Below are 21,336 nucleotides of genomic sequence, written 5' to 3'. Positions count from 1 at the left end.
CCGACGCAAAAAGCGGGGTGGTCGTCGCCGTTCAGTTCGACGTCTCGACCGGGCCGTCGCCGACGACGGCGTGAATCTCGCGGACGAACGTCTGCCGCGTGTCGAAGTACGTCTCGTCGACGCGGTCGAGGACGTCCGAGAGCGTCTGCGGACCGCTCGGCGTCCGAACGACGGCGTCGCCCTCTTTCTGTCGGATGCTGCTCGCCTGTTGCGGCCAGGTCAGTCGGGACGCGACCTGCGCCAGCGGTGCGCCGTCGACCGGCTCGCCGTCGCCGAGTTCGACGACCGGCCCCTCGTCTTCGGCATCGTCGTCAGCCATACCCGCCGGTTTGCCACCGCCGACATTAATCTCTTCGACCCGCCTCCGACGGTCCCTCACGACCCGGCGCGTACCGACGGTCCCTCACGACCGACGGGAGGACTCCGCGACTGGTGCTCGACGCGGGGTTGCGAGTCGCGCGCCGGGGTCTCCGAATCGAGTCGAGCGGGAGGACGCGTGAGGCCGATTCGCGCCCGTTCGCGGCCGTACTCGCGGGGCGTCTGACGCGCGTCTGACGTATCGTTTTGTGGGGGGGTTACGTAGCCGCGCCCATGACGAGTCTCTCGGAGGCGTACAGGGCGGGAACGAAGCACACGAGCCCCCGTCGGCTGTACGCGGGAGTCGGGCTGTTTCTCGCCGGCGCACTGCTCGTCGTTCTCGGTATCCTCACCGCGACGACGAATCTCATCGTCGGTGCCGAGGCTCCCCTCTGGCAGGCGCGGGAGCTCGGTATCACGCTCGGCGGCCTCGGTCTCCCGGCGGTGTTTCTCGGAATCTTCGCCGTCCTCCCCGCCGGCCGTCGAACCCGCTTCGCCGCCGTCGTCGGTGCGCTCGTGACGCTCGCCGGCGTCGCGTTGTTCTGGGAGGCGTACCCCTGTCAGTGGTCCGGCGCGAACTGTCCGAGCGTCCAGGGTCCGGAGCTCACGCTGCCGACGGTCGGGCTGTACTTCCTCGGTAGCGCCACCACCTTCTGGTGTCTGTTCGTCGGCGTGGCGAACTTCAAGACGCGAAACGACCCCGGCGGAACGGTTCGCATGGAGATCACGCGACAGGGCGAGACGAAAATCGTCGAAGTCGAACGCTCGGCGGTGAAAGGACTCGGCGGCGTCGGACTGCTCGGTGCGACGCCCGACGGCGAAGTCGAGACGCAGACGAACCAGCCGGCGAGTAGACAGTCGGTGGACACAGTCGACGGCGAGTCGGCGACTCGCACAGGCCGCGAGAACGCCTCCGTCTCGGGCGACACCGCCGACTCGGTGCAGTCACCGGGGTGGGGCGGCACCGCTAACTCGACCGTCAGCGACGGCGGCGCGGCGGACTCGGACATCTACTCGCCGCTGGACGACCACGTTCCCGGCGACGCCGAGGTGTTGTCGCCGGAGACTCCGAGTCAGCCCCGACAGCCGAAGGGCGACAGCTACTGCGGCAGTTGCGCGCACTTCCAGTACGTTCAGACCGACCAAGGGATGCGGCCGTACTGCCACTACCACTCCGAAGTGATGGACGACATGGCCGCCTGCGAGGAGTGGAGCAGTCGAAGCGAGGGGCACCGTTGAGCGGTTCGAGCCCTTCCGTACTTTTAAACGGCTGACAGCGTCTCCTCGACGGCGTCCCAGTGGCTTCCCTTCCAGAAACACTGTCCGCAGCGCGTGCATCGGAACACCGCGCGCTCGTTCGGGTCCGGCGCGTACTCGGGCGTCTCGTCGTCGCCGTCGACGCGTTCGACCGGGCCGTTGCACCGCCCGCAGCGCGCAGGCCGCTCGCCGGGTGTGAGGTCGAATCCGGCGTCTCGTAGCTCCCGCAACTGGTCGACGACCGCACGTGATTCGAGGAGGACGCCGTCGCTCGCGCGCCGAGCGAGTTGCACGTCGCGCGTGAGGAGACGACGGCCCTCCCTTTCGGCGAGAGCCAGTAGCCGGTCGTCCGCTTCTATCCCTCGGTCGAGCGCGTAGACGGCGTCGTAGCCGCACATCCGGAGGTACACCGCGAGTTTACCGAGCATCACGTCGAGTAACAGCGGTGCGTCCGCCGGGTTCTCGGAGCACTCGTGAGCGGCGGCGTTCTCGGTCATCTCAGTGCATTCTCGTGAGCGGCGTCATCTCAGTGCAGGAACTCGCGGAGGCCAGCGGCGTCGCGGGCGTTGAGCACGTCCGTCGTCTCGGCCCAGCCGCGACGCGCGGTGTGGACACCGTAGCGGACGTTCTCGAACTCGCCGGGGCTGTGCGCGTCGGTGTCGACGGCGATGGTCGCGCCCGCGTCGACGCCCACCATGACGACTTCGCCCCAGAGGTCGAGTCGCGCCGGATTCGCGTTGATTTCGAGTGCAGTGCCGTGTTCGGCGGCGGCCGCCGCGAGGCGGTCGAAGTCGAGGTCCAACCCCGCGCGCTGGTTGATGAGCCGTCCGGTCGGGTGACCGAGTACGTCGACGGAGGGGTGTTCGACGGCGGCGACGAGCCGGTCGGTCGCCTCCTCGCGCCCCTGACCGAGCGCGCTGTGCGGCGAGGCGACGACGATGTCGAGTTCGGCCAGTAGGTCGTCGTCGACTGAGATGCTGCCCTCGGCGTCGATGTTCGCCTCCACGCCGTGGAACACCTCGATGTCGGCGTCGGCGCGAACGGCCTCGATTTCGTCCATCTGGTCTCTGAGTTCGTCGTCGGAGAGGCCGACGCCGCCGACCATTCCCGGCCCGGTCGCGTGGTCGGTGACGCAGTGGTACTCGTAGCCGCGCTCGGCCGCGGCAGCGACCATTTCCTCGACGGAGTTGGCACCGTCGGACCAGTCGGTGTGAGTGTGGAGGTCACCGAGAATCTCTCCCTCTTCGAGGAGGTCCGGGAGCGCGCCGATCTGCGCCGCCTGAATCTCGCCGTTGTCCTCGCGGAGTTCCGGCGGGATGACGGGCAGGTCGAGCGCGTCGTAGATTTCGGCCTCGCTTTCGCCGCCGATTCGTTCGCCGACGCGTTGGCCGGCGTCGGGGTCGTCGACCCCCGAAATGTCGAATATCCCGTACTCGTTTATCTTCAGGCCGCGTTCGATGGCGACGTTCCGGAGTTGGATGTTGTGGTCGCGGCTGCCGGTGAAGTACTGCAGCGCCGACCCGAACTCCTCGGGGACGACCACTCGCAAGTCGACGCGGATGCCGTTCGAGCGGAGGCTCGCCTTGCTCTCGCCGGCCTCGATGACGCCGTCGGCGTTCGACCAGTCGGTGAACGACGAGACGACGGACTCGCTGTCGTCGCTTCCGACGAGCACGTCCACGTCGCCGATGGTGTCGCGCCAGCGGCGAATCGACCCGGCGACCTCCGCGGAGTCGACGGCGTCGTCGCCGCGGAGGTACGCGAGCAGTTCGTCGGCGACGGGTCGGGCGTCGCCGAGCAGTTCGCGCTCCTGCGACTGGCGGGCGAAGGGGATGTTGTCGAGGATGTTCTGCTCGGTTTTCGCGCCGAACCCCTTCACCTCCCGTATCTCGCCGGCTTCGGCGGCGGCTTCCAGTTCGTCGAGCGTCGTGATTTCGAGCGCCTCGTAGAGGTCGCCGACCGTCTTCGGCCCGACGCCCTCGACGCTCGTCAGCGCGACCATGTCGACCGGGAGTTCGGCGCGGAGTTCTTCGAGTTCCTCGATTTCGCCGGTCTCGACGTACTCGACGATTTTGCTGGCGATGGCGTCGCCGACGCCGTCTATCTCCTCGACGGCGTCTTGGCCCTCCCTCGCGAGGTCGGCGACCGACCGCGGGTGGCTCCGGAGGTTCTCGGCGGCGCGGCGATAGCTCTGCGGTTTGTAGTCGACTCCCTGCGCTTCGAGGTACTGCGCGAACTCCTCGAAGCGGTCGGCGAGTTCGGCGTTGGTGGTCACGCGGACCACCTCGCGGAAACGGGAACGCCGGTGTGTCGGGCGCTCGTGTTCATCGGCTCATCCGCCCCGAGGAGTCGTCGCGGCCGAGCGCCTGCCGGAGGAAGTTCATCCAGCGCTTCTTGTCGGCGGCCTCCTGTAGCTCCGCCTCCTGATTGAGGTCCGTCGGACGGAGCGATTCCAGCGCGTTGAGCGCTCGGTCGATGCCGACGATGCTCTCGACCAGTCGCTTTCCCTCCTCGTAGCTCACCTCGTTGTTCTCTATCCTCTGGAGCCGCTGGAGTCGCTCTCGCCGGAGGTTCTTCTTCGCCCGGTCGACGCGCTCTCTCTCGCCCGACGGGATGGTGTCGCGCCGCTTTATCTCGAAGACGAACTGGCGGAGGTCTATCTCCTCGCCCTGCACGTCGATGCGGTCGGGGATGTCGGCCCCGACCGTCGCGCCATCGCGGTTGACACGCTCCAGCAACCGCTTTCGCTCGAACTCCTTCATACCTCCAGTTGTAGCGCTCGGCACTTCGCTCCTTCGTCCTCGGGACGTGGTGAGGTGACGGACGCGACGATGGCGGGGACGGAGACGACGATGGCGGGGACGGAGACGACGATGGTGGGGACGGAGACGACGATGGCGAGGGCAGAGGCGACGGCGGCGAGGACGGAAGCGACGGCGGCGAGGACGGAAGCGACGACCGCGACATCGACTCGTCGACTCGTCGGCACGCCCACGGCGTCGATTTCGAGCGTTGCGACTAAGGGAAGACTCTTTACGCTCTTCGACAGTATCCCGGGGTATGGGTTTGTTCGACCGACTGCGCGGTAACGACAATCCGCGCGTCGCTTTCATCGGTATCGACGGCGTTCCTTTCAGTCTTCTCGACGAGCACCGCGACGAGTTCCCCAACTTCGCGCGTCTGGCCGACGAGGGGACCGCCGGCGCCATCGACAGCATCGTGCCGCCGGAGTCGAGCGCCTGCTGGCCCGCGCTGACGACGGGCGTCAACCCCGGTGAGACGGGCGTCTACGGCTTCCAGGACCGCGAGGTCGGCTCCTACGACACGTACGTCCCGATGGGCCGCGACGTGCAGGCGACCCGCCTGTGGGACCGCGTCAGCGAGGCGGGGATGAACGCGACGGTGATGAACGTTCCCGTCACCTTCCCCCCGCAGCGAAACGTCCAGCGGATGGTCTCCGGCTTTCTCTCGCCGAGCGTCGACAAGGCGTCGCACCCGGACGAGCTCCGAGAGACGCTCGAATCGATGGGCTACCGCATCGACGTGAACGCGAAGCTCGGTCACCAGGAGGACAAGACCGAGTTCGTCGAGGACGCCCACGACACCATCGAGAAGCGATTCGAGGCGTTCTCGCACTACATCGAGCAGGACGACTGGGACCTCTTCTTCGGCGTCTTCATGACGACCGACCGCCTCAACCACTTCCTGTTCAAGGACTACGAACGCGACGGCCCGAACAAACAGGCGTTCATCGACTTCTACAAGAAAGTCGACGACTACATCGGCCGGATTCGAGAGATGCTCCCCGACGACGTGACGCTCGTCGTCGCCTCCGACCACGGTTTCACCTCGCTGGACTACGAGGTGCACTTCAACACGTGGCTCGAACAGGAGGGGTGGCTCAGCTACGAGGACGACGACCACGCCGAACTCGGCGACATCGCCGACGAGACGACGGCGTACTCGCTCATCCCCGGTCGGTTCTACCTCAACCTCGAAGGCCGCGAACCCCGCGGCAGCGTCCCCGAGGAGGAGTACGAGGAGAAGCGCGCCGAACTCAAGGAGGCGCTCGAGAACCTCGAAGGCCCCGACGGCCGGAAGGTCTGCGAGCGCGTCGTCGAGCGCGAGGAGGCGTTCCGCGGCGACCACGAGGACATTGCACCGGACCTCGTCGCCATCCCCGCCCACGGCTTCGACCTCAAGGCCGGGTTCAAAGGACACGACGACGTGTTCGGCGTCGGCCCGCGAAACGGGATGCACAGCTTCGACAACGCCTCGCTGTTCGTCGACGACCCCGAGGCGAACATCGGCGAGGCGGACCTGTTCGACATCGCACCGACCATCCTCGACCTGATGGAGATCGAGTACGAGCGCGCGGAACTCGACGGCGCGAGTCTGGTTTAACGGGCGATTCTTTCCGCTCCGTTGTTCGGCGCGCCGCCGAACGGGGCGGTGCTGACGGTTCTCGTTTTCTTCCTGCTGATAGCGTCGGCGATACCGGTTGCTGGCACGTGGTGGGTGTATCGGGACGCGCAAACCCGCGCGGAGACGGACCCGGTTCCGTGGAGTCTCGCCGCGTTTCCGTCCGGCGGGATTGCTGTCGTACTCTACGTGCAGATGCGCGGCGAAAAATCGTCGGCCGAACTGTCCGACTCGGGAGACGGAAGCGGCCGAAACAGTTCGTAACGCCGCTTACAACAACGAGTCGATCTGGTCGTTATCCCACATCCCGACCGGGTCGGGTTTCCCGTCTTCGGACTCCTGTTGGGCCTGTTTCGCGCGCTCCATGAACTGCTGGAGGCGCTCGGAGCGTTCGACGCCGCCGAGCAGGACGAGCGCCGCGAGTCGGCCGCTCTCCAGCGGGAAGTCGCCACCGCGGACCTGCAGACTGCCGGTCTCCTCTTCGACCCAACTCCGGGCGCGCTCGACGCCCTTCCGCGAGATGGTCTCGGCCTTCCCCGCGACGACGACGAGCGCCGAGTCGGCCTCCGTCGCCTTGGGGAGGCTCGTCCCCGTGAGAAGCGCCCGACGGACGGTGCTCATGATGGTGTTAATGTTCTCCTCGGCCTCCTCGCTCGCCTCGGAACTGGCGTAGCCGAGCGCCGCGACGCCACCCGAGCGGAGCGTGTTGATGATTTCGGAGGAGTCGACGACCGATTCGCCGACGCCCTCGGTCGCCTCGCCGGAGGCGAGGAGCAACCCGATGCGCTGGGCGATGGCCTGGTTGATGGCGTCGAACCCCTCCTCCATGCTCTCGCCGGAGGAGCGCCACGCGTCGTTGTCGACGAGCAGCACCGAGTCGGCCTCGCGGGCGACGGTCTTCAGCGACCGGCCCGCGTTCACCTGGTACATCGACCCCTCGTCGCGGCCCGGCAGGATGCCGAGACCGTAGACGGGGACGTCGTAGACGCGCTTCAGTTCCTTCACGAGGACGGGCATGCCGCCGCTGCCGGTGCCGCCGCCGAGACCGGCGACGACGAAGATGGCTTCCGCCTCTGCGGTGATGCGGCCGTCGAGTTCGCCCATCACTTCGCGGGCGTCCGACTGCATCACTTCCGCGCCGAGTTCGTTGTCGCCGCCGACGCCGTGGCCCTTCACTCTGTCTTGCCCGACGAGCACCGTGTCGAGCGGGAGGGGTTGGAGGTCCGCTTTCGCGCTGTTGACTGCGAGTGCGCCTCGGACTGCGCCGAAGCCCATCCGTGAATCGAACTCGGCCAGCGCCGTGGCGAGCTTGCCGCCGGCTTGGCCTACACCTATCAGGACGGTTTTCATATCTCCTTCTATCAGGGTCTAACCTTCAAACTTCCCCCAGAGACTTATGAGAGAAAACGGGTCCAGAATCACACACGATGAGCGACGAAACCGTGCGCAGAAGCGGCGTTTCGGACCGCGACGACGACGAACTCCGCCTCGGCCGCCTCGAGAAGCGACTCGAGGCGGTCGAGCGGGCGGCGACGGGAACCGACGCCTCGGTCGCGGACCTCTCTTCGGCCGCCGAGTTGGACGCGCGACTCACCGCCGTCGAAGAGCAGTTGTCCGAGTTCGACGACCGCCTTTCCGAACTCGACGCGGCGGTTCAGGCGCTCAGAGGCTACGTCGGCGGCGTCAGAGCGGTCAACCGCGCGGTCGAGCGTCGCGCGGACGCGGCCATCGCGGCCGTCGAATCGCTGGAGCGCGACCGACCGAACGGAGACGCCGTCGACGAGATTCTCGAGGGAGTCGAGGGCGAGAACGAGAGCGCGTCGTCCGAACCGACCGACGCTCCGGACTGCGACGCCGACGGTGCTGGTGACGAGACCGAGACCGGAGGCGCGAGCGGACTCGCCGCCCGCCTCCGAGAGACGTGGTGACGCGGTTCGTCGTGAGCGTCGCGCTCGCGGTCGCCCTCGTCGCCGCGTCGCTCCCCGCCGTCGAGAACGCCCGCGCGGACCGAACGACGAGCCACCTGGACGCCGAACTCACGCGCGTCGCCGACGCCGCTCGGGGTCTCATCGAGACGGAGGACGCCGTCGGCGACGCGTCGCTGGCCGCCCGCCGCGTCGTCACCGTCTCGGTTCCCGAGCGGTCGTTGACCGCCGCATCCGTCGATTACGTCGAACTGGACGGCGGAGGCGGCCCGACCGGTGCTTCGTTCGGATATCGGCTCGCGGGTCGCGAGGAAACGACCTACCACCTCGCGGACGTCCCCCTCTCGACGCGGTCCGGACCGGTGCGACTCTCGGACTCGGGCACGCACCGACTCGCCCTCTCGCTCGTCGAACGCGGTCGAGAACCGGTCGTGACGCTACGGCGTCTCGAAGCCGACGACGCCGGAGAACCGAACTGAAGTTCAAGTACGGTGAGGCGGCCACCCCGTCGCATGCGACTGCTCTCGCGGTTCGGCGTCACGGACGAACCGGCGGACGAAGCGGAGGAGACGGACTGTCGCTGCGACCCGTCGTTCGTCGAACCGAGCGGTACGGGCGTGGGTCGGCGGGTCGAACTCGTCGTCGACGCCGACGACTGTCCCGGCGGCGGCGACCTGGTCGCCGACCCCGCCTGTCGAGCGACCGTCGTCGACGCACTCACAGCGCGCGAGGCGGATGTCGTTCGCACCCGCTCTCGCGGGTACGAGCGGAGATACGACGGCGACGCGGCGGCGCTGCTGCTCGCCACCGGGCGGTTCGTCGAGCGGGCGACCGTCCACGACCCGGCGCTCGCCGACCAGGCGCGGCGCGACCCGCTCGGTGCGGCGCGGCGGGCGACCGGGCGCGCCGGTCCGGTGAGGCGAATCGCCGCCGAAACCGGTCTCTCGGAGGGGGCGGCCCGCGCATCGGGGTACGAAGACGCGCTCCGCCCGTTCGTCGGGCCGACGCTCATGCGCTCGCGCGTCGCCCTCCGACCGCCGCCGAACGCGACGCTCGTCGACCGCTGGTCGCTCGACGACGACACGACCGTCCGGCGGTACGACCGTGAAGGGGGTCGAGGGTGGTACCACCTCGACCCCGCGTTCACCGAACTCGACCGGTCGGGCGCCGCGGCGCTCGCCGAGGCGCGAAGTATGCTGGCGGACGGTGTCGGCGGTGCGAGCGACCGGGCACCCGGCCGGGCGGTTCGTGCCGTCGTCGCCGAGCACCGAGACGGCGGAGGCGGCAGCGACGCCGGTGACAACAACGAGAGCGGCGACGGAACCGACGACCTCCCGGTGGAGCGGCTCTCGTCGCTCTTGGCGAAGCACACCCGCGGACACGGCGTCCTGGACGACCTGTTCTCCGACTCCCGGGTCTCGGACGTGTTCGTGACCGCGCCCGTCGAGTCGAACCCGGTCCGGGTCGTCGTCGACGGCGACCGCCTCGACACGAACGTTCGGCTGACCCGGTCGGGCGCGGCGGCGCTGGCCTCGCGGTTTCGGCGGACGAGCGGCCGACCGTTCTCGAAGGCGCACCCGACGCTGGACGCGGTAGTCGACGCCGACGGCGGCCGAATCCGCGTCGCCGGCGTCTCGAATCCGGCGAGCGACGGTCTCGCGTTCGCGTTCCGCCGGCACGACGACGCGCCGCTGACGCTCCCGGCGCTCGTCGCTAACGATACTCTCTCGGCCGACGCCGCCGCGCTGCTCTCGCTCTCGGTCGAACGCGGAGCCGCCGGTCTCGTCGCCGGCACCCGCGGGGCGGGGAAGACGACGCTGCTCGGAGCCCTGCTGTGGGAACTGCCGACGGCGACGCGGACGGTCGTCGTCGAGGACACGCCGGAGCTCCCGGTCGACGCGCTCCAGCGCCACGGCCGCGACACTCAGTCGCTCTACGTCGACGCGGGTGACGAAGCGACGCTCACGCCGACGGGCGGCGTCCGGACCGCACTCCGGCTCGGCGAGGGGGCGCTCGTCGTCGGCGAGGTTCGCGGCGAGGAGGCCGCCGCCCTGTACGAAGCGATGCGCGTCGGGGCGAGCGGGAGCGCCGTCCTCGGAACGATTCACGGCGACGGCGGCGCGGCGGTCAGAGAGCGGGTCGTCTCGGACCTCGGGGTCCCCGAATCCTCCTTTGCGGCGACTGACCTCGTCGTGACGCTCTCGCCGAGCGGCGGGCGACACGTCGCTCGAATCGAGGAACTCCGCGTCACCGACGCGGGCGTCCGGTTCGTGACGCTGTTCGAGTACGCCGACGGCGCAGTTCGCTCGACGGGCGTCGTCGAGCGAGGCAACAGCGCGCTCGTGGACGCGCTCGCCGGACCGGACGAACGGTACGCCGACGTTCGAGAGGCGCTCGGGACGCGTCGGCGGTCGCTCCGAACGCTCGCCGACGGTGACCGAACCCGGCCGGCGGACGTCGTCGCGGCGTACGGGCACCGATGAGCGTCGAGAGCCGCGTTTCGACAGCGGCCGACGTCGTCCGGACGCTCGCCCGAGTGGCACCCGTCGACGCCGACGCCAGTCGGTCGCTCGACGACGCGTTGCGCTATCTCGACGCGCCGGTGTCGGGCGAGACGGTCGTCCGCGGCGGCTACGGAGCCGCCGTCGTCGTTGCGTTCTGTTCGTTTCCCGTCGTCGCGCTCCTGGCGTCTCCGCTCGTCGCCGTCGCCGCCGCGTTCGGTGGCGGTCTCGCCGCCGCCCACGTCGTCCACCGGGCACCAGTGCTTCTCGCGCGTACGCGGCGGGCGGGAGCGCTGGGCGACGCAGCCGGCGTCGTCAATCGGGCCGCACTCCGGCTTCGGCTGGACCCGACCGCCGAGCGGGCGGCGGTGTTCGCGGCGCGGACCGGCCGAGGCCCGCTCGCGGCGAGCCTCGCAGCGCACGTCCGCCGCGCCCGCGGGACGCCGCAGTCGGGGCTGGCGGCGTTCGGCGACGAGTGGGCCGACCGCCTCCCGGCGCTCGGACGGGCTACGACGTTGGTGCTCGCGAGCGCGGCGGCGACGCCGGGCGAACGCGAGCGCGGACTCGAACGTGCCCTCGACACCGTCCTCGACGGAACGCGCGACCGGCTCGCACGCTTCGCAGACGACGTGCGCGCGCCGCTGTCCGGCCTGTACGCCTTCGGCGTCCTGCTCCCGTTGGCGCTCGTCGGCGTGCTCCCCGCGGCGTCGAGTGCCGGCGTTCCCGTCGGCACGTTGACGCTGGTCGTCGTTTACGACGTTTTTCTCCCGTTGGCACTTCTCTCTGCGGTCGTGTGGCTCGTCAGCCGTCGACCCGTCGCCTTCTCGCCGCCCCGGGTCGGCTTCGACCACCCCGATGTCGGGGTCGCCCGCCGGGAGTACCTCGTCGTCGCGGCGGTCGCACTCGCGGGAGTCGGCGTGAGCGTGGCAGTCGTCGGGCCGTGGAGCGCGCCGCTGGTCGCCGTCGGCGGCCTCGTCGGCGGGTCGCTCGTCGTCCGCTACCGACCGGCCAGACGAGTTCACACGCGCGTTCGACGCGTCGAATCGGGACTCGACGACGCGCTGTATCTCGTCGGTCGCCACGTCGTCGAAGGCGTCGCAGTCGAACGTGCGCTGGAGCGAGTCGCCGACGAACTCGACGGCGCGACCGGCGAGATGCTGGCCGACGCGGTGACGACCCAGCGGGCGCTCCGCGTCGACGTCCGCGACGCCTTCCTCGGCGACGACGGCGCGCTGGCCTCGGTACCGAGTCCGCGCGCGAGAAGCGCGGCCGAACTACTGGCGCTGGCGGCGACGGAAGGCGAACCGGCGGGGGCGGCGCTCGTCGCGACGGCGGAGCAGCTGAGTCGTCTCCGGCGTCTCGAACGCGAGGCCCGCCGCCAGTTGTCCGAGCTCACCGAGACGCTACAGAACACCGGCGCGCTGTTCGGCCCGCTCGTCGGCGGGGCGACGGTGGCGTTGGTCGAACGGTTGGGCGGTGTGTCGTCGTCGCCGTCGTCGGAGGCGTCGCGGGCGGCGTCCCCGCTCGGGACGGGAGCGATGGACGCCGCGAACACCGCCGCCGAATCGGCGTCCGTGGCAGGTTCGTCGCTAGGAGGACACCCGGAAACCGCGGCGTTCGGCCTCGCCGTCGGCGTGTACGTGCTTCTCTCGGCGGTGCTTCTGACCGCCCTGGCGACTGCTATCGAGCACGGACTGGACCGCGTGCTGCTCGGCTACCGAATCGGACTCGCGCTGCTCGCGGCGACGACGACGTACCTCGCGGCGTTCGTCGCCGCGAACCTCCTCGTGTGAGAGTTTAAACCGGGGGAGGCGGCCAACCCGCCCCATGTTCGACGCACCTGTCGATACGTGGTACACGTGGCTCGGGCTCGCTCTCGCGTGCGTTGCGATGGTGGGGACCGCGCTGTCGTTCCCGACCGCGGCGGCGCCCGACGCGGCGGGCGTCGCCGACACCGTCGACGCCGTCGCCGCCAGCGAGTACGCGACGACGGCCGAACACCCGCTGGACGCGGCGGCGATTCGAGTCGGCCCGCACCGCGTGAGCCTCAGAAACGACGGCGGAACGACGCACGCGGCGTTCGCGTTCGGCCCCGTGACGCCCGTTCGGCCGGGTTCACGGCTCGAAACCGTGCTCTACGGCGGCGCGCCCGAGGAGGTTTTCGACAGTCGGCGGGCGTTCGTACAGGCGCTCGTGGAGGCACGGACCGCGGAGCCGACGTGGCGAACCGTCGACCGGACGCTCGTCGTGCGCGGAGTCGAGTGGGGGGAGAGAGATGTTACGCTCGTCGGCGCGTGACGGAAACGGGGCGGGTCGTGCGCAGACGGACCCGACGACGGCGCTCGTCGCCGTCTTCGCTGTCGTCGTCTCGCTCTCGCTGTACGCCGTCGTCTTCGACGGGGCGAGACCGTCGGAGGCGCGTGCGCTCGCCGACCCGACGCTCGAACGCGTCACGAGCGAACTGACCGAGGACGCCGTCGTCGACCCGGCAGCGCTCGACGGGACCCGCGGCGCCGCGCCGGACGGCTACTCGCTGAACGTCTCGCTCGCCGTCGGCGAACGCCGGTGGACCGTCGGACCGCCGGTCCCGACGGAGCGGGCGCGGGCGGCCCGCCGGCCCGGTTTCGACGAAGCGGCCCGTCGACCGAGCGTTCGTCTCCGGCCGGGAGTCGTCCGGCCGGGTCGCCTCCGGGTGGCGGTGTGGCGATGACGAGCAGCGTCCTCGACGCGGCGCTCTGTCTGCTCCTCGTCAGCGCCGCGGCGGTGACGCTCGTGGACGTGCCGTCGAGTCACGGGTCCTCCGACGCCGGCGCGTCACGGACGGTGGAGACGCTCTCGACGAGCACCGCCGAAGTCGAATACAGCCTCGCGACCGGCGCGCGCCGTGCGGACGACCCCGAACGATTTCCCGCGACCGACGGCCCGGCGTTCGACCGGCACGCCCACGGCACGCTCGCGCAGTTACTGGCCGAGTCGACGCTGGCGACGCCGGCGGTCGGCGGTGAGCGCCCGACGCACGCGGGTACCGACTTCCGCCGGCGCGTTCGCGCGGCCGTCGGTCGGTCGCTGCCGCCGCGGACGCACGTCGTCGCGGAGTGGCGACCGCACCCCGGTTCGAGTATCGCCGGGACGGCGACTGTCGGCGAGAGACCCCCGCCGTCGGCCGACGTTCACGTCGCGGTGCTCTCGGTGCCGACGGGGACGGAGGTCGACGACGACGCGGCCGCCCGGCGCGCGATGGACGACGGGTTCGCCGGCGTCGCAACGGTCGTGAGCGAGCGCCTCGTCAGAACGTGGTTCCCGCCGAGACGGACTCGTCTGGCGCTCGACGACGACTACCCTACGTCGGCGCTCGTCAGGTATCGCTACCGACGGACGGCCGAACTCGCGGGGGCGACGCTGCCGCCGACGCTGAACCGCTCGACGGTTCCGGCGGCGAACGCGCGACTCGTCTCGGCGCTGGAGCCGCGCGTCGAAGCGGACCTTCGGGAGCGGTACGACTCGCCGGCGGCGGCCGCCGTGTCGCTCTCTGGCGGGGCGGTCCGCATCACCGTTCGGCGGTGGTCGGCGTGAGCGACGGCGCGGGTGGCGGCCCGAACGCCGCCGACTTTCTCGACGGCGAACGCGGGCGCGTCCCGTTCGCGCTCGTCGGCGTGTTGCTGCTCGTGACGAGTTCGGCGTTCGCCGCGACGCTCGGCGGCCCCGCCGCGACGCGCGACGACGACGTCGAGACGGCGATGGAACGGGTCGACGCGGAGTCGGTCACCGCGCTCCGCGTCGCCGCCGACGAGGCCGCCGTCGACGCGGCGGCGACCCCCGTGACGGCCCGGGCGGAGACGCCGGCCGGGGAGGTGCTCAACGAGTCGTCGCCGTTCGTCGACTCGCTGCGCGTTCGCCTCTACCTCGCGGCGCGGGAGCGTTTCGAGCGGACGAGCTACCGCCGAAACGACGTGAGAGCTGCCGTGTCGATTCCGGCGGTTCGGAACGTCTCGGACCTCCGGCGGGCCAAGCGCGCGGTCACCGTCGAGCGCGTCGACGAGGGGTCGGCCATGCGCGTCACGCTCGAGAACGTGACGCGAACGGCGACGCGCGACGGCCGAGTCGTCGCCGCGCGGACCGACTCGCTGACCGTGACCGTGGCCAATCCGGTGCTGCTCGCACACGACAGAACGACAGCGTTCGAGACCCGACTCGGGCGTCCGGCGCTCGCCGGGCCGGGACTGGACCGTCGACTGACCGCGCGGCTATATCCGGTCGCGTGGGCGCGAGGATACGCGCAGAACCGCGGCGCGCCCATCGAGAACGTCGTCTCGAACCGTCACGTCGGGCTGTCGACGAACACCGGCGTCGTCGCCGTGCAGCGGGCGTCGTTCGGTCGGAGCGACCCGGCGGCCCGACGCGGCGTCGAGCGGGCGACGATGCGCGTCGGCGCGGCCGACCTGCTGGAACCGGCTCCGTCCGAAGCCGGCCGCATCGCGGAGGCGGTGCTCGCTCCGCCGAACGACCCGACTGCGCCGGAGGCAAACGCTCCAGTGCCGACGGCGGCGTCCGGAGAGGAACGGTCGCTCACCGTCGGCGTCAACCGGACCGCCGACGCCGCGTTCGTCTCGTTTCTCGACGGCGAACCGACGGCGGACGGCGAACCGACGGCGGACGGCGAACCGACGGTCGACGGCGAACCGAACCAGCGGTCGTTGACCGAGACGCTGGCGGCCGCGTACCGCGTCGACGCACACCGCTCGACGCGGGTCGTACAGACGCGCGAGGGGACGCCGAAACGCCCCGCCGCGCCCGGTCGAAATTGGAGTCGGGTGGGTGTCGAGACGCGGACTCGTCTCTCGGTGTCCGACGGCGACGGTCCGGTGCCCGAGACGACCGGTACGCGCACCGAGACGGCGACTCGGCGCGTCGTCGAGCGTCACGTTCGCACCGCAACGTGGCGACGGGGCAACGGGACTCGGACGACGCGGGCGACGTGGACCGACCGCTACCGCGTCGGCATCGCGCTCGGCGTCGAACGCCGGTCGCGCGACGGCGTTCCCGCCCGGCCGGTTACCCCCGAGTTCGAACGCGGCGGCGCGCTCGACGGGCCGAACCTCGACGACGTGCCCGAGCGCGCGTGGTCGGAGACCGTCGAACGCCGCGGCGGCGTCGACGCCGTGTCTCGCCGCGCTGTCGAGAACGCTCGGTCGAGCGGAGCGACGGAGACGAGAACAGCGACGCTCACCGGTCAGCGTCCCGAGCGACTCGAGCCGTGGGTGTACGACGACCTGGCGGCGTTCAGAGAGCGCCTTCGAGGCGTGAGCTTGGAACTCGACGCGACGCGCGTCGCAACCGGCGAGGCGAACCCACCCGCGGAACTGGCCGCCGAACTCCGGTCCCGTCGGTCGGAACTGCTCGACGCTCCCGAGACGTACGACGGCGCGGCCGACCGGGCGCGCGTCGCCGCGCGGGCGGCGTATCTCGAACGGGTGTTACTCCACCTCGACGCGCGGGCCGACCGGACCGCAGCGCGAAACGACCGACTGGGCGAGACGCTGGCCGGTCACGGAGCGACGGCGTCGTCGTCGTCCGAACTCGGTCGGCTCGTCGAAACCGCCGAGCGGTCGGTCGTCCCCGAACCGCGGACGTTCGGCGACGAGGCACCGGCGAGCGGCGTCGCACTCTACCCCGACGGGTCGCCGGCGTACCTCACGCTGGCTACCGTCGAACGAGCGCACGCGCCGACGATTCCGGCGAACGCGAGCTATCGGCCGTTGACCGCGCGGAACACGAATCTCGTGACGGCACCGTACGGCGACGTCGCCGACAGCGTCGTCGACGGAGCGATCGACCGGTCGAAGCGGGTGAGTCTCCGAACGGGCGGGCGAGTGCTCGTGGTGGCGAACCGGACCGCCGCCGCGACCGGAAACGCGACGCTCGACGAGCGGCGGCGTCGGCTCGGAACCGAAGTCGCCGCCGGCGTCGACGTGACCGAGAGCGCAGCGCGGACGACTCTTAGAGAGGAGACGTCGCTCACGGCGGCGGAGCACCGCCTCGCCGTCGACCGGGGGTTCGGCCGGTGGGACGGTCACGGGCGGCGAGCGCTCGCCGCCGTCAACGGCTCCGCGGCGACGGCCATCGCCGAGCGAGTCGGAGCGCGGCGAGGCTGGCACGACCGACGGACCGACCGTCTCGAACTCCGGCTTCGGTCATCGATGCTCGACGCCGCCCGCAGCGACGCCGCGCAGGTACGGCGGCGACCCACGGAGCGCACGTCGGCGGCGACGCAGTGGCTCGCTCGCCGCGCGAAGAAGGCGCTCGAAGCCGAACTGCGGGACGGGAGCGAGCGAGCCAAAGACCGCCTCGAAGAGCGGGTCGGCGAACGCCTCGAAGACACGAAGTGGGCCGACGAGGCGCTCGTCGGCGTACCATCCGGACTGCCGGTCGCGCCCGTACCGGGCTACTGGTACGCGACCGTCAACGTCTGGACCGTCGAGGTTCGCGGCGAGTACGCGCAGTTCGTCGTCACCGCGCGCCGCGGTCCGGCCGGGTCGAGCGACCTCCGGTACGTCCGCGACGGCGGCGCGGTGACGCTCGACGTCGACGACGACGGGGACGCCGAGCGCTTGGGTCGGAGCGAGCGCATCTCGTTCGAGGCGAAGACGACCGTCGTCGTGGCCGTTCCCCCGACACCGCCGGGCGTCGGCGACGTCGACGGTGACGCCGACGAGCGCTCCGGCGGATGGCCGGAGCCCGGCTGTACGCCGGAACGGCGGTGTTGAGTCGCCCCCGGAGGGTCCTGCGCCCGGAGTGACAACCGTTTTGCCCGACGCCGGGCGACTCCCTGTATGCTCTACGACGCTGCGGAGAACCCCGGGTCGTTGACGCCGGACGAGTTGCGCGCCGCCTACGACTCGCAGTTGGCTGCCGTCGTCGACGCGGTCGGCGTCGAAGCCGTCGCCGCCGAGTCGGGCGTCGACTGCGACCGAGTGGCCGCCCTGACGGACGGCGACTCGCCCGACCTCACGCTCGAAGAGGCCGCCGGTATCCTCGCCGCGGGCGACGGTTACCCCGACCGGGAGGCTATCGTGCTCGAACTGCGAGACCACCTCCTGATGGGGATGACCACGGGCGTCCTCGACGTGGACACCATCGCTTCGGACATCGACGCCGACCTCACCGGCCAGGAGGTCCAGCAGGCGCTCGAAGGTCGCATCCCGTTCTCGCTCGACGACCTCTCGGCCGTGCACCAGTTCATCGCCGAGCGGAACGACCGCCGATGAGCGCCGAGAGCAGCGACGGAGCGAGCAAGCGCGTCGTCGTCCTCGGCTGTGGCTACGTCGGCCTCGAACTCGGTCGTCAGTTGACCGCGGCGGGCCACGACGTCGTCGGCGTCAGGCGTTCCGACGCCGGGCTGGAAGCCATCGAATCGGCGGGGTTCGAGGCGGTGCGTGCGGACGTGACCGACGCGTCGTCGCTCGCCTCGGTGCCTGACGCCGACTGGCTCGTCTTCGCGGCGAGTTCCGGCGGGCGCGACGCGGAGGCGGCGCAGCGGGTGTTCGTCGACGGACAGCGGACGGCGCTCTCGGCGTTCTTCGGGCGCGACGACCCGCCCGAACGCTACGTGTACACGTCGAGCACCGGCGTCTACGGCGACCACGACGGCGACTGGGTCGACGAGGGGACCGAGATTCGGCCGACGACGGAGAAGACGCGAGTGCTCGCGGAAGCCGAACGAGTCGCCCGCGCGACGCCGCGCGAGTACGGGGTCGAGGGCACCGTCGCCCGCTTCGCGGGGCTGTACGGTCCCGACCGCTACCGACTCGAGCGGTATCTGGAGGGACCGGTGACGGAAGGGTATCTGAACATGGTCCACCGCGACGACGCCGCCGGGGCCATCGCGTACCTGCTGGAGACCGGCCAGGGACGCGACGAGGTGGTGTTGGTCGTCGACGACGAACCGGCCGAGAAGTGGACGTTCGCCGACTGGCTGGCCGACGAGTGCGGCGTCGACCGGCCGCCGAAACGGACGAAACAAGAGCGCCTCGGCGCGGACGACCTCTCCGACGCGGCGCGGCGACGAGTTCTCACGAGCAAGCGCTGTTCGAACGCGCGACTCCGCGAACTCGGGTACGAACTCGAGTTCCCCGACTACCGTTCGGGGTACGCGGCCGCGGTCGAACGGTATCGCGAGCGCACGCGCTGAACCCCGCGAATCCGCCTTCCCGTCTACCGAAACTCGCGCGAATATATTTGGGGAACCTTCTTACTGGTCGCGTTTGACAGACGGAGTATGCCGAGTAGGGCCGCCGCGACGGACGCGCTCACCGACGCGGAGGTGTTCGTCCGCGACAACCCCGAGATCGCGACGGTTCTGGCTGTCGGTCTCGTCGCGCTGTTCGGCGTCAGCTACGCGCTCCGCTGGTTCCGCCGCCCGATGGGCGTTCAGTTCAAGCGGGCGCTCGCGGATTTGGACGAAATCGCGGTGTTGATGCACCCGAACCCGGACCCCGACGCCATGGCGGCGGCCATCGGCGTCGCCTGCCTCGCCGGTCAGGTCGACACGCAGGCGCGCATCCAGTTCACCGGACAGATACGCCACCAGGAGAACCGCGCCTTCCGAACGGTTCTGGATTTGGACCTCGAACAGATAGACCACGTCTCCGAGATCGCCGCCGAGAACGTCGTCCTCGTCGACCACAACACCCCGCGCGGGTTCGCGGGGGCCGAGAGCGTGCTCCCGTTCGCCGTCGTCGACCACCACCCCGGCGACGGCGCGGGCGAGGAGTTCACCGACGTGCGGACGAACTACGGCGCGAGCGCCAGCATCGTCGCCGAGTACTTCCGCGACATCGGCGCGAAACCCGTCCCGCCGGACCAACACGCCAGCGAGATAAACGCCCGCTACACCATGCCCTCGGAGGTCGCAACCGGCCTGCTGTACGGGATTCTGGCGGACACGAAGCGACTGACTTCGGGCTGCGTCGCCGCCGACTTCACCGCCAGCGGCTACCTCTACCCCGGCGTCGACGAGGACCTCCTGGACCGCATCGCCAACCCGCAGGTCGGCGCGGAGGTGCTCGAAGTGAAGGCCCGCGCCATCGCGGGTCGGAAGGTGAAGGGCTCGTTCGCCGTCAGCGACGTGGGTCCCGTCTCGAACGTCGACTCCATCCCGCAGGCGGCGGACGAGCTGATGCACCTCGAAGGCGTGACGGCCGTCGTCGTCTGCGGCGAGCGCGACGGCACGGTGTACCTCTCGGGTCGCTCCCGCGACGACCGGGTCCACATGGGCCGGGCGCTCGAAGCCGCCGTCTCCGACATCCCGAGCGCGTCGGCGGGCGGACACGCCCGCATGGGCGGCGGCCAGATTCCGCAGGTCGACCCGGCCGGCGGCGACGTGCCGAGCCCCGTACCCAGAAACGGGCTGGTCGAGCGCCTGTTCCAGACGCTCACCGGCGACGTGTGAGCGCTGGCGCGCCACCGACGCCGCCGGCGACGTGTAACGCTTTTTCACCGGCCGCTCGTATCGAACCCATGGCAACCGCGAGCGGCACGTGGGGGTATCGGGACCGCTTCGGCGACAGCTTCGGTCGCACCTACTTCCGCCGGTTCGGCCCCGGCGTGGTGTCGAGCATCGGCGTCGGGACGTACCTCGGCGACCCGACCGACGCCGTCGACGACGGCTACCGAGAGGCGCTCGTCGAGGCGTTCGAGAGCGGCGTCAACCTCGTCGACACCGCGATAAACTACCGCTGCCAGCGGAGCGAGCGCGTGGTGGGCCGCGCGCTCGACGAGGCCGACATCGACAGAGACGAGGTGGTCGTCGCCACGAAAGGCGGCTTCCTCCCGTTCGACGGCGAGCGGCCGAGCGACCCGAGCGCGTACGTCCGCGAGCGGTTCGTCGAGACGGGCCTCGTCGACGTCGACGAACTCGCGCGCGGCAGCCACTGCATCGCCCCCGACTTCCTGGACGCGATGCTCGACCGGTCGCTCTCGAATCTCGGCCTCGACAGCGTCGACTGCTACTACGTCCACAACCCGGAGACGCAGTTGAGCGTCCGCGACGTCGACGCGGTGTACGACCGACTCGAAGCCGCGTTCACGAGACTCGAAGAGCGCCGGACGGCGGGCGACATCGGCGGCTACGGCGTCGCCACGTGGGAGGCGTTCCGCGTGCCGCCGGAGCATCCGAACCACCTGTCGCTCTCGGAGGTGGTGTCGCGGGCCGACCGCGCCGCCGACGCCGCCGGCAACGACCAGTCGGGACTGCTCGCGCTCCAGATGCCGTTCAACGTGGAGATGGCCGACGCGTTCACCGCGAACGTTCACGAACGCAGCGACGACGGTGACGGTGGCGACGGCGGCGAACGGGTGAGCGCGCTGGAGTTCGCCCACGACGCCGGACTCTCGGTGTTCGCGAGCGCGAGTCTCAAACAGGGTGAACTCGTCGCCGGACTCCCGGACGCCGTCGCCGCCGAGTTGGAGGGCGACTCGGCGACGCAACGGGCGCTCAACTTCGCGCGGAGCGCGCCCGCGGTGACGGCGGCGCTCGTCGGGACGAGTCGTCGAGAACACGTCGCCGAGAACGTCGCCGCCGGGACGTTCGACCCGCTGGGCGCGAAGGCGTTCGACGCCGTCTTCGACTGACGGGTGCTACAGTTCCTTCCACTCGCGGCCGCAGTCGGGACAGGTCCGGACCGAGAACACCTCGTCGGGGTCGTTGCGCTTCTTCAACGTCTCCTCGCACTCCTCGCACGCGAGACGCCCGTACGTGTCTTTGCCGAGTTCTCCCGCGCGCAGACCCTTCCGGGTGGAATCCATGGCCCGCCCTTGGCGCTCACACCACAAAAATACCCCGGCGAAAATAGTTGCAAATAGCGAGTGTGTTCGCA

General features: G+C 70.4%; 21 protein-coding genes. 14 read left to right on the top strand and 7 right to left on the bottom strand.

The window, feature by feature from the left end:
* Positions 1 to 31 precede the first annotated feature (31 nt).
* Positions 32 to 319, bottom strand: coding sequence for a DUF5789 family protein (locus FCF25_RS10820; RefSeq protein WP_117592201.1), 288 nt, complete (start codon positions 317 to 319; stop codon positions 32 to 34).
* 272 nt (positions 320 to 591) lie between these two features.
* Here FCF25_RS10820 and FCF25_RS10815 point away from each other — a divergent pair, with 272 nt between their 5' ends.
* Positions 592 to 1,596: a YihY/virulence factor BrkB family protein gene (locus FCF25_RS10815; protein WP_137048724.1), complete on the top strand. Its 1,005-nt coding sequence runs from the start codon at positions 592 to 594 to the stop codon at positions 1,594 to 1,596.
* Between the two features lie 23 nt (positions 1,597 to 1,619).
* Here FCF25_RS10815 and FCF25_RS10810 read toward each other — a convergent pair whose 3' ends face one another.
* The 4 genes from FCF25_RS10810 to FCF25_RS10795 are packed head-to-tail and all read right to left on the bottom strand — an operon-like array spanning position 1,620 to position 4,609.
* On the bottom strand, positions 1,620 to 2,111 hold the full coding sequence (locus FCF25_RS10810; protein WP_117592204.1) for a Mut7-C RNAse domain-containing protein: 492 nt from the start codon (positions 2,109 to 2,111) through the stop codon (positions 1,620 to 1,622).
* A gap of 29 nt (positions 2,112 to 2,140) precedes the next feature.
* A complete protein-coding gene (polX, locus tag FCF25_RS10805; protein WP_137048722.1) occupies positions 2,141 to 3,889 on the bottom strand; it encodes a DNA polymerase/3'-5' exonuclease PolX in 1,749 nt (582 codons plus the stop codon).
* Between the two features lie 49 nt (positions 3,890 to 3,938).
* Positions 3,939 to 4,376 carry a DUF5788 family protein gene (locus FCF25_RS10800; protein ID WP_117592206.1) on the bottom strand — a complete coding sequence of 146 codons (438 nt, stop codon included), beginning with the start codon at positions 4,374 to 4,376 and terminating at the stop codon, positions 3,939 to 3,941.
* Entirely contained in the window at positions 4,373 to 4,609 is a 237-nt protein-coding gene (locus tag FCF25_RS10795; RefSeq protein ID WP_137048720.1) for a hypothetical protein, read from the bottom strand. Before FCF25_RS10795 ends, FCF25_RS10800 begins: the two co-directional genes overlap by 4 nt.
* 65 nt (positions 4,610 to 4,674) lie before the next feature.
* Between FCF25_RS10795 and FCF25_RS10790 the strand changes: the two genes are divergently transcribed.
* Complete coding sequence (locus FCF25_RS10790) at positions 4,675 to 6,018, top strand: alkaline phosphatase family protein (RefSeq protein ID WP_137048718.1); 1,344 nt, start codon at positions 4,675 to 4,677, stop codon at positions 6,016 to 6,018.
* A 288-nt stretch (positions 6,019 to 6,306) separates the two neighbouring features.
* On the opposite strand, the gene FCF25_RS10785 is transcribed toward FCF25_RS10790, so the two are convergent.
* The gene (locus tag FCF25_RS10785; protein ID WP_137048716.1) at positions 6,307 to 7,386 is read right to left on the bottom strand and encodes a tubulin/FtsZ family protein; all 1,080 of its coding nucleotides are present in this window, start codon (positions 7,384 to 7,386) and stop codon (positions 6,307 to 6,309) included.
* 77 nt (positions 7,387 to 7,463) lie between these two features.
* Here FCF25_RS10785 and FCF25_RS10780 point away from each other — a divergent pair, with 77 nt between their 5' ends.
* From FCF25_RS10780 to FCF25_RS10725, 12 genes are all read left to right on the top strand, one after another.
* Positions 7,464 to 7,964 (top strand): hypothetical protein, encoded by a 501-nt coding sequence (locus tag FCF25_RS10780; RefSeq protein WP_137048714.1) that lies wholly within the window; start codon positions 7,464 to 7,466, stop codon positions 7,962 to 7,964.
* Positions 7,961 to 8,440 (top strand): hypothetical protein, encoded by a 480-nt coding sequence (locus tag FCF25_RS10775; protein WP_137048712.1) that lies wholly within the window; start codon positions 7,961 to 7,963, stop codon positions 8,438 to 8,440. Before FCF25_RS10780 ends, FCF25_RS10775 begins: the two co-directional genes overlap by 4 nt.
* Positions 8,441 to 8,473: 33 nt before the next feature.
* Positions 8,474 to 10,444, top strand: a complete 1,971-nt coding sequence (locus FCF25_RS10770; protein WP_137048711.1) for an ATPase, T2SS/T4P/T4SS family — start codon at positions 8,474 to 8,476, stop codon at positions 10,442 to 10,444.
* Positions 10,441 to 12,255, top strand: coding sequence for a type II secretion system F family protein (locus FCF25_RS10765; RefSeq protein WP_137048709.1), 1,815 nt, complete (start codon positions 10,441 to 10,443; stop codon positions 12,253 to 12,255). The genes FCF25_RS10770 and FCF25_RS10765 overlap by 4 nt, the downstream gene beginning before the upstream one ends.
* 34 nt (positions 12,256 to 12,289) lie before the next feature.
* On the top strand, positions 12,290 to 12,760 hold the full coding sequence (locus FCF25_RS10760; protein WP_117592219.1) for a hypothetical protein: 471 nt from the start codon (positions 12,290 to 12,292) through the stop codon (positions 12,758 to 12,760).
* Positions 12,738 to 13,172, top strand: a complete 435-nt coding sequence (locus FCF25_RS10755) for a hypothetical protein (protein ID WP_137048707.1) — start codon at positions 12,738 to 12,740, stop codon at positions 13,170 to 13,172. The genes FCF25_RS10760 and FCF25_RS10755 overlap by 23 nt, the downstream gene beginning before the upstream one ends.
* Positions 13,169 to 14,035 (top strand): hypothetical protein, encoded by an 867-nt coding sequence (locus FCF25_RS10750; protein ID WP_137048705.1) that lies wholly within the window; start codon positions 13,169 to 13,171, stop codon positions 14,033 to 14,035. Before FCF25_RS10755 ends, FCF25_RS10750 begins: the two co-directional genes overlap by 4 nt.
* Positions 14,032 to 17,226 carry a hypothetical protein gene (locus tag FCF25_RS10745; RefSeq protein WP_137048703.1) on the top strand — a complete coding sequence of 1,065 codons (3,195 nt, stop codon included), beginning with the start codon at positions 14,032 to 14,034 and terminating at the stop codon, positions 17,224 to 17,226. The genes FCF25_RS10750 and FCF25_RS10745 overlap by 4 nt, the downstream gene beginning before the upstream one ends.
* 66 nt (positions 17,227 to 17,292) lie before the next feature.
* Entirely contained in the window at positions 17,293 to 17,727 is a 435-nt protein-coding gene (locus FCF25_RS10740) for a DUF5791 family protein (protein WP_137048701.1), read from the top strand.
* A complete protein-coding gene (locus FCF25_RS10735) occupies positions 17,724 to 18,650 on the top strand; it encodes an SDR family oxidoreductase (protein ID WP_137048700.1) in 927 nt (308 codons plus the stop codon). The genes FCF25_RS10740 and FCF25_RS10735 overlap by 4 nt, the downstream gene beginning before the upstream one ends.
* An 87-nt stretch (positions 18,651 to 18,737) precedes the next feature.
* Positions 18,738 to 19,910 carry a bifunctional oligoribonuclease/PAP phosphatase NrnA gene (locus FCF25_RS10730; RefSeq protein WP_117592230.1) on the top strand — a complete coding sequence of 391 codons (1,173 nt, stop codon included), beginning with the start codon at positions 18,738 to 18,740 and terminating at the stop codon, positions 19,908 to 19,910.
* Positions 19,911 to 19,978: 68 nt separating this feature from the next.
* Entirely contained in the window at positions 19,979 to 21,091 is a 1,113-nt protein-coding gene (locus FCF25_RS10725; RefSeq protein WP_137048698.1) for an aldo/keto reductase, read from the top strand.
* A gap of 6 nt (positions 21,092 to 21,097) precedes the next feature.
* Here FCF25_RS10725 and FCF25_RS15650 read toward each other — a convergent pair whose 3' ends face one another.
* Complete coding sequence (locus FCF25_RS15650) at positions 21,098 to 21,265, bottom strand: HVO_0758 family zinc finger protein (RefSeq protein ID WP_168191239.1); 168 nt, start codon at positions 21,263 to 21,265, stop codon at positions 21,098 to 21,100.
* Positions 21,266 to 21,336: the final 71 nt, after the last annotated feature.

The sequence above is a fragment of the Haloprofundus sp. MHR1 genome (assembly GCF_005155585.1).
Taxonomy (GTDB): Archaea; Halobacteriota; Halobacteria; order Halobacteriales; family Haloferacaceae; genus Haloprofundus; species Haloprofundus halophilus.
This window is presented reverse-complemented; position numbering and strand designations above follow the sequence as displayed.

Excerpts from the sequence above, each read along its gene's own strand:
- FCF25_RS10820 (WP_117592201.1), bottom strand. The coding sequence starts at position 319 with ATGGCTGACGACGATGCCGAAGACGAGGGGCCGGTCGTCGAACTCGGC.
- FCF25_RS10815 (WP_137048724.1), top strand. The coding sequence starts at position 592 with ATGACGAGTCTCTCGGAGGCGTACAGGGCGGGAACGAAGCACACGAGC.
- FCF25_RS10810 (WP_117592204.1), bottom strand. The coding sequence starts at position 2,111 with ATGACCGAGAACGCCGCCGCTCACGAGTGCTCCGAGAACCCGGCGGAC.
- FCF25_RS10800 (WP_117592206.1), bottom strand. The coding sequence starts at position 4,376 with ATGAAGGAGTTCGAGCGAAAGCGGTTGCTGGAGCGTGTCAACCGCGAT.
- FCF25_RS10790 (WP_137048718.1), top strand. The coding sequence starts at position 4,675 with ATGGGTTTGTTCGACCGACTGCGCGGTAACGACAATCCGCGCGTCGCT.
- FCF25_RS10785 (WP_137048716.1), bottom strand. The coding sequence starts at position 7,386 with ATGAAAACCGTCCTGATAGGTGTAGGCCAAGCCGGCGGCAAGCTCGCC.
- FCF25_RS10780 (WP_137048714.1), top strand. The coding sequence starts at position 7,464 with ATGAGCGACGAAACCGTGCGCAGAAGCGGCGTTTCGGACCGCGACGAC.
- FCF25_RS10770 (WP_137048711.1), top strand. The coding sequence starts at position 8,474 with ATGCGACTGCTCTCGCGGTTCGGCGTCACGGACGAACCGGCGGACGAA.
- FCF25_RS10765 (WP_137048709.1), top strand. The coding sequence starts at position 10,441 with ATGAGCGTCGAGAGCCGCGTTTCGACAGCGGCCGACGTCGTCCGGACG.
- FCF25_RS10760 (WP_117592219.1), top strand. The coding sequence starts at position 12,290 with ATGTTCGACGCACCTGTCGATACGTGGTACACGTGGCTCGGGCTCGCT.
- FCF25_RS10755 (WP_137048707.1), top strand. The coding sequence starts at position 12,738 with ATGTTACGCTCGTCGGCGCGTGACGGAAACGGGGCGGGTCGTGCGCAG.
- FCF25_RS10750 (WP_137048705.1), top strand. The coding sequence starts at position 13,169 with ATGACGAGCAGCGTCCTCGACGCGGCGCTCTGTCTGCTCCTCGTCAGC.
- FCF25_RS10740 (WP_137048701.1), top strand. The coding sequence starts at position 17,293 with ATGCTCTACGACGCTGCGGAGAACCCCGGGTCGTTGACGCCGGACGAG.
- FCF25_RS10735 (WP_137048700.1), top strand. The coding sequence starts at position 17,724 with ATGAGCGCCGAGAGCAGCGACGGAGCGAGCAAGCGCGTCGTCGTCCTC.
- FCF25_RS10730 (WP_117592230.1), top strand. The coding sequence starts at position 18,738 with ATGCCGAGTAGGGCCGCCGCGACGGACGCGCTCACCGACGCGGAGGTG.
- FCF25_RS10725 (WP_137048698.1), top strand. The coding sequence starts at position 19,979 with ATGGCAACCGCGAGCGGCACGTGGGGGTATCGGGACCGCTTCGGCGAC.
- FCF25_RS15650 (WP_168191239.1), bottom strand. The coding sequence starts at position 21,265 with ATGGATTCCACCCGGAAGGGTCTGCGCGCGGGAGAACTCGGCAAAGAC.